This window comes from Flagellimonas flava (assembly GCF_900129665.1).
Taxonomy (GTDB): Bacteria; Bacteroidota; Bacteroidia; order Flavobacteriales; family Flavobacteriaceae; genus Flagellimonas; species Flagellimonas flava.
This window is the reverse complement of record NZ_FQWL01000007.1, coordinates 97,096-104,477: the sequence shown is the minus strand read 5'-3', so window position 1 is coordinate 104,477 and position 7,382 is coordinate 97,096. Positions and strand designations below refer to the sequence as shown.

Annotated in this window: 2 protein-coding genes and 1 pseudogene; all 3 read right to left on the bottom strand. The window is 42.8% G+C overall.

Going from position 1 to position 7,382, the window contains the following annotated elements:
* Window positions 1–524, bottom strand: a pseudogene (locus BUC10_RS15985) (hypothetical protein); the annotation flags it as partial.
* 443 nt (window positions 525–967) lie between these two features.
* Window positions 968–5,155, bottom strand: a complete 4,188-nt coding sequence (locus BUC10_RS15980; RefSeq protein ID WP_073181501.1) for a proprotein convertase P-domain-containing protein — start codon at window positions 5,153–5,155, stop codon at window positions 968–970.
* A gap of 262 nt (window positions 5,156–5,417) precedes the next feature.
* Complete coding sequence (locus BUC10_RS15975) at window positions 5,418–7,373, bottom strand: OmpA family protein (protein ID WP_073181499.1); 1,956 nt, start codon at window positions 7,371–7,373, stop codon at window positions 5,418–5,420.
* Window positions 7,374–7,382 lie beyond the last annotated feature (9 nt).

Genomic DNA, 7,382 nt, shown 5'->3' with positions numbered 1-7,382 from the left:
GGGTCACCGCTCAAACTAAGGTCGTTGCCGCTGATGCTCAGATCCTGCGCATCCGTGTTCACCAATGCTGCAATATCTGCCAATGCAACTGAAAAAGTATTTGTATCAGAATCCGTGATTACAAGATTGGTGTTGGTACCGTCAATTTCAAAATTTGTTATTGTGGTATTTGTATCTGTCAAAGTATCACTCAAACTGCTTAGGTCAACATTTACACTCCCCCCATTTTCCAAGCTCAATGTCAACTGATTTGAAACACCATTAAACGTGAAACCAGTTAGTTGCTGGTCATCTGTAGCGGTCAACTCCCAAGAATCTCCGTCCCAATAAAAGATGGTTCCTGTATTAGTGTTTACATAGATATCCCCTGTATCCGCTCCTCCTGGTGTTACTGCGCCTGGTGTTGTAACGGCTGTTCCACTAAGAACTTCACAATTGCATTGATCTTGTAAGGTTACCGTGGTTTGGGAAAAGGCCAATCCTGAAAAGAAAAGTAGGATTATGACTAAGATGCTCTTTTTCATGGGGTTATGGTTATTAGACATCGGTCGAGATTGTATTTTTTGTACTATTTCTAAGCTTTTTTCGTCTGCTAAACTGTAGTTCATGATTTTAAACACTTCTACACTTTACAAAATTACCTTTACCTCTAGGGGGGGAAAATATTTGTTGTGTACGCATGAAATCCGACTGTATAGTGGTTAAATTTTGAGGTCATAGTTCATTATGGGTATGGTTTTTTGATTGTATTTGGTCGATAAAACCAGTATTATCAACAGGTGAGGAAACCAAGAAGAGTGCCAATTACCGTCGAAAAATCGTAGGAAAAAACGTAACTTAATTTTCACAAAAGAACCTTTTTCAAGGCCAAAATATTACCTAATAAAAGTCAATACTTAATGTTTAAAGTATTTCAAAATGAATTATCCAAGAAAGCGAAGGAGATAGGTTCTTTATTTTAAAACGCTTAATCCGGGTCTACCCTAAAGGTGATTCTTCTATTAGTAATGACAGAGCTTACTCTTATGGAAAGAATGGCTGTGGAAGATGTCTCAAAACTACAGATGTAAGCTGAATTGTAAACCAGCACACGATATTGATCATTATCATTGGATTCTGTTGGTGCAGTAATAGTTAGCGTGTTTGTATTTGAGCCAGTATAAATACCAGCATCGGTGACATCCACCCAAATGGAGCCATTAAATCTTTGCCATTGATAGGAATCAGCATTGGTAGCTGTTACTGTAAAGGTAGTCCCGCAACCTGGGCAGGTTGTAGCATTTACAGGTTGTGTTGTAATGGCAGGAGCAGTATCCAACTCCTGAAAATCAAAAGTGCTATTCGTATCTCCATCAGCAGGGACTGGATAGGAAGCACCTTGTACAGAACCATCACCGTTGACCGTTGGAATACCTGAACCATAGGTTCCATTATCATCTGTATCTGCATTCGTATCCGCGTAAGCCTCATCAGCATCCCCGCACCCGTCGTTGTCACTGTCCGCCTCAAGTACATCATCGTTTCCGTCTGAATCTGAATCGGCCAGCGTATAGTTTACCGTTCCGCTATTCTCTTGGCCAGAAGCCTGTGCACTGTCAGGAACACCATCCGTTCCCACAGCTCCAGTAAGACGTCCATTGGTATGAGCCTGATTATGACCGGCTTCAACGGCATCATAGATCCCATCGTTATCACTATCTAAATCCAAATCATCATAGACGCCATCATCATCTGAATCGATGGCAGCAGTCCATATTATCGCGCTAACAAGCAAATCCTCACCAGCTGTATTAAAACCACCATTTCCGTTTGCATGGGGAACAATTGCTCTTTTACCCGGCGCTGTTCCCACCTCCATGACATCGCCCTGTTCCCATACTACGATAGAAGCTTCACTGTTATTGGGATCCTGTCCTAAAACAGTTCCGGTGGTCAATGAACTACCATGATACAATGCATCACCAATATTGTAACTCCCTAAGGTCAACCCTGAAGTAATTGGATGTGTATTATTCAGGATGTTCACAGATGTCAATCCACCACTTCCACCAGTAGATGCCCCTAAAATGTCATCATGAAGGGCTGGTTCGCTGGTAATTACCCCTTGCGAGGTTGTGGTCAAATTGGCCACGTTAGCCAACGCATCGCCACTGAAAACATCTTCGTAGACAAAGGTTACTGCAAAGTTATTCGCATCTCCCCCAACATTGTCATCTACCACCGTAACGGTAAAACCTAAGGCGGTAAGCTTGTCTATTGTATTTTGCTCTTCGGAACCTGGGGTGCCATTTGTTACCCATAATACGGTTTTGGGCGACTCTACGGCATCTAAAATACCATCATTGTCGTCGTCCAAATCAACATTATCAAAAATTCCATCACCATCCGTATCCACTGCCACGGTCAATGTAGCTTCTGAAGAGGTAATTGAAGCACAACTACCTGTTGAATTGGAAACTATAATTCTGTAGATATACCCACTTTTGGCCAGGTTAACCGTTAAAACCGTCAATGTTTGAGTAGATGTACCGGAATACTCTGCTCCATCGCTTATGTCCGTAAAACTTCCTCCTCCATTGGTACTTACCTGCCATTGGTAGGTGTCCGCATTGGTAGAACTGGAGGTAAATGTACCATTGCTTCCTAAGTTTACCGTCTGGTTTGAAGGTTGGGTATCAATTGTAATTGGGCTAACCGTAATGGTCTGGGTGACATCAATTGAATTCCCAGAATCGTCCGTAATTCGATATGTCCTTGTTATTATTTCGGGGTTAGAGCCTCCGTCACTCACATCACTTATATGTGTTACTGCCGGGTTTGCCGTACAGTTATCCGCTTCATCCGTTACATCAGCAACGTTTACAGCAGGGATATCCGCCGAACAATTCACCGTCACAGGTGATGGGTTACTTGCGGTTGGGTTTACATTGTCCACTGTTAGCGTTGTAACTCCCGTAATACTCAGAACCGGATCTCCCGCACTTCCTCCATATTCCACTACATAACCCTGGGCTTGATAAGGTCCGGAGGTAGAAGTGGTATTGGGTAAATCGTTCCATGATCCAGGGGACGAAGTCACCGAAACATCAGTTATATGCGCATAATCCTCATTCCCCGCTTGATTTGGCTCCCCGGAGTTCCAAAAGGCAAAAAAATCAGGTGCCGTAGTTGTCCCTGTTTGATTTCCCAGCCAAAACGGGGTTCCTGTACCGCCATTAGCCAGCCCTTCCGGGCCGGTAACCCATCTCCAGTCTCCTTCGGTTGCGGCATCACTACCACCGATCCATCCTACTCCTGTAGCCTGCGAGCCTGAAAAATCTGCTTCGGCTTGTGACGTTAACGTTGCTAAATATCCTTGCAATCCAAAATAGGTTCGCAAGGCAGCTGCGTCCCTTGCGGCAGTCCAAGTAATATTAGGACTGGATATGAATTCGTAATAATGACCTGTTGGTGGTAAAAAGTTGGCACTTCCGGGAGTAATGGAAAATTGTCTGGTACCTGTTGGATTGGCCGCACTACTAGAGTATTCCACGGCTAGAATTGCAGCTTCAAATTCTGCAAAGGTAGCTGGTCCCTGTAACGTAAGTTCACCTTCCGTAGCATCCCAAGTTGCTGTAATACTGGGATGAGTACCCGTCAAAGTCAATAAATCTTCCCCATTGATATATCCGGAAGATATCTGAATATAAATAGCATCAGTTGTGGTATCGTCAGGATCTGAGATACTAATCGTTTCTGCGATGGGCAAAGAGGTTCCTGGGCAATACACTTGATTTCCCGTTACCGTTAGTACTGGTGGTTGGTCCACGCTAGGTACTATAGACTCGCTAAGGTCATCCGTTGTTGCATCACTATCTGTTTGGTCTGCACTAAAGGCGGTAATTGTATTTGTTATGGTTGACCCTGCGGTGCTACCATCCACACTTGCTGTGATGTTCAAGGTTGCTGTTGCTCCGTTGTTCAAATTTCCAATGGTCCAAACCCCTGTTCCTGAATTGTATGCACCATCATCGCTTACATAGGTCACGCCAGCTGGAAGCACATCGGTCAAACTTACGTTTGTGGCATTTTCAGGACCATTGTTAACCACCGACAGGGTGTATACTACGTTTGATCCCTCTCCGGGCGTACTATCATCTACCGTCTTGGTTACAGCTAAATCGGTAGAAACAGATCCTGCAGTACAAACTTCTATTGAAAAACTGTTTAAGGTTCCAGTATCCCCTCCTGCATCATCGAAAACTTCCAGGGTCCAGGTTCCGCTAGGGTCTTCCCCATTAAAACCTGAGAGACTGCCTTCCGGGCTAAAAGTCCCCGTAAAAGGCGCACTTCCCGCTGTTATTGCAGTACCCCCTGAGTCATCAAAAACCGTATTTGTATAATTATCCCCACTGCCCCCATTGTCCGAGGTAAGAAGGACTGTGGTCCCAGATGGACTTCTTAGTGAAATATCCAAATCCGAGTCCCAAGTATGTGTAATATTAAGTGTTACGTTCACGTCGGTAATTGTACCGGACGAAAAACCACTTAAGGTTGAATTGAGCGTAACAAAATCATTAATTACCGAGCTTGGAGAGGAAGAGAGCGTGGTACATGTGACGCTACCGCTAATACCTTCCACCAATACGTCATCAATAAAATAGTATTCTGAATCGCTGTTTTGATTGGTAACGAATTGCACCCTAATTTCCAGGGTATTTCCAGACAGTCCAGTGACCGAATAGGAAGATAAAACCCCAGTAGTAGTTGTATTTTGAAAGTTTATCCAGGTTCCGCCATTGATTCGGTAAGAGCCCGTAAAACTGTCTCCAGATTCAACACCGGCAAAACCAGCGTCCAAACTAAACTGTGCAGTGGTGTATGCGGAAATATCAATCGCCGCTGTGGCCCAAGTCTCTGTTTGATCGGTATTTCTGGCGTGCATTACCAAATCCCCGCTTAAATTCTCAACATCCAGTCTTCTGTTGACGTTTCCATGGGTATCCCCCGTTGCTGCCCAAGTAGTAGCCTCAGGTCCCGTAGCGGTTCCAGTAAGGTCCTGTGCTACGGTAGGGCTTTCAAAATCTTCAAACCAAATTGTAGTCTGTGCAGAAACCCCTAGGGATCCCATAAAGAGTAAAAAAAAGACTAAAAGTTTGCCATTGAGGTTTTTCATTCAGCAATATGATAATGGAAATACGTCGTTTCCGTATGATATACAACTGAATAAAAATAGATGTGACGCCCCTGAGCACCCAAAAAATGTTGTCTAGACCTTCATAATCCTAGTGAAGCGGGTAAATTATGGTGTCAGCATACTTGATAAGAGGTCAAAAAAAGAAGTATTTTATCGATTAAGGCTTTGATAACAATCTGTTTCAAGCACCTGCTATTGTCAAATCCAGGTCAAAAACACTCTGTAATTTCAAACGATACACTTATTCAAAGATGATAAATTCGGATCTACGATTGAGCTGATGTTCGTCGCTGGTGCAACGAACTCCATTGGCGCACTGATTTACCAATCGGGTCTCACCGTATCCCTCACCCTGGAGCCTATCTGCCGAAATTCCTTTTGAGACCATGTAATCCACCGTGGATTGAGCTCTTTTCTGTGACAACCACAGGTTATATGCATCATTACCTCGGCTATCCGTATGGGAATTTACCTTTATTTTTAAACTTGGGTATTTCTCCATGGCCACAATTACTTTCTGGATTTCTATCTCGGCATCTGAACGAATGTTGTATTTGTTCAAATCGAAATAAATTGTGCTCAATTGCAATAATTTTGCCAAATCGTCGCCAAAACCTCCGGTTACCAAATCGCGTTCCAAATAAAAATCAACTATTCTTGGTTTTCCATAGGAAACATTCAAATATTCTTCCGCAGGCACGTAACCATCTCTTGAAGCCCTAACAAAATTTCCTTTGGAACAATCCAAAGAAAGCACATAATTTCCCTTTGAATCTGTAAGAGTTGAAGAGACTTCATTATTTTCCTCATCAATAATTTTCACAGTAGCTCCGGCCAAGACTTCATTTGAGATTCTATCCCGAACGGTTCCCGTAACTTCTTGAATACAATCCAAAACCAAGGGCTTAGTCTCTTCAAAACTGTAGATATCGTCCTCTCCCAAGCCTCCTTCCCTATTCGAAGAAAAATAACCTTCCTTACTTTCATTATCTATGATAAATGCAAAATCATCTTGGTTGCCATTGATTGGTTTTCCCACATTTACCACTGGTTCATCAAAATTTCCAAAGGCTATTTTTGTAGCGAATACATCCAGTCCACCCAAGCCTTGATGCCCGTCTGATGAAAAGTAAAGTACCCCATCTTTGGTGATATAAGGAAAGGTTTCCCTAGCTCTGGTATTAATGTTTTTTCCAAGATTGACGATAGGGCCGTAGGTTCCATCCCCAATAATCTCAGTCATGAAAATATCCGATTCGCCCACAGAACCGGGCATATCAGATACAAAGTACAATCTTTTTTCGTCTGGACTAAGCACTGGGTGCGCAACGGAATAGGAATCGTTGTTAAAAGGTAATTCCAGTACATTGGTCCATTCTCCATCTATAAGTTCAGCACTATAAATCTTTAATCGAATTACGCCTTCTTGGTCTTTGTATTTCTTTCCATCCAAGAAATTGTTTCTGGTGAAATACATGGTAGTGCCATCTTTGGTCACCACTGAAGTGGACTCATGAAGTCTGGTATTGACATCACCTGGTAATTTCACAACATTGTCATTGGAAATGCTATCCGCATTTACCTTATACAAATCCAAAAAATCCCTTGAATTCCAGGTGTGTCGGTAACGCGCCAAGTTCCCTGTATCCCTATCGGAGGAAAAAATTAGTCCTTGCTCATAATATGAGGCCGCAAAATCCGAGTATTTGCTGTTATAAGGAAAGGGTTTGACATCGTATCGTCCCGAGTTTTCTTCGATTTTAGCAAGGTAGTCATCATCATAACGAGAGCCTTCCACGGCCGTCATAGCCTTAAACTTACCCATTATTTCCTTGGAGGCCTCGTAATCCCCAAGGGTTTTTAAACTCTGTGCGTACCTAAAAAAGTAATCGGGCTCAGTTTCGTCTGGATAGGTTTCTGCTAGCCTTTGGTAGACATTTGCAGCTTCTTCGTATTTGGCATTGAAGTAATACGAATTCCCCAATCGTTTAAGTAAATCTTGGGAAACATAACCTTTTTCAAGTACTTTTTTGTAAATATCAATTGCCGGACTAAAGGAGTATTCATTGTAGCGCTCATCAGCCTTGGCTTTCACTTTCGCCTGCTGTTTTTCATTTACCTTGTCATTTTCTTGGGCCAATACTGGAGCCATGCACCCTGAAAAAATCATTAGGAAAATAAGTATTCTTTTTAGCATAGTATACTG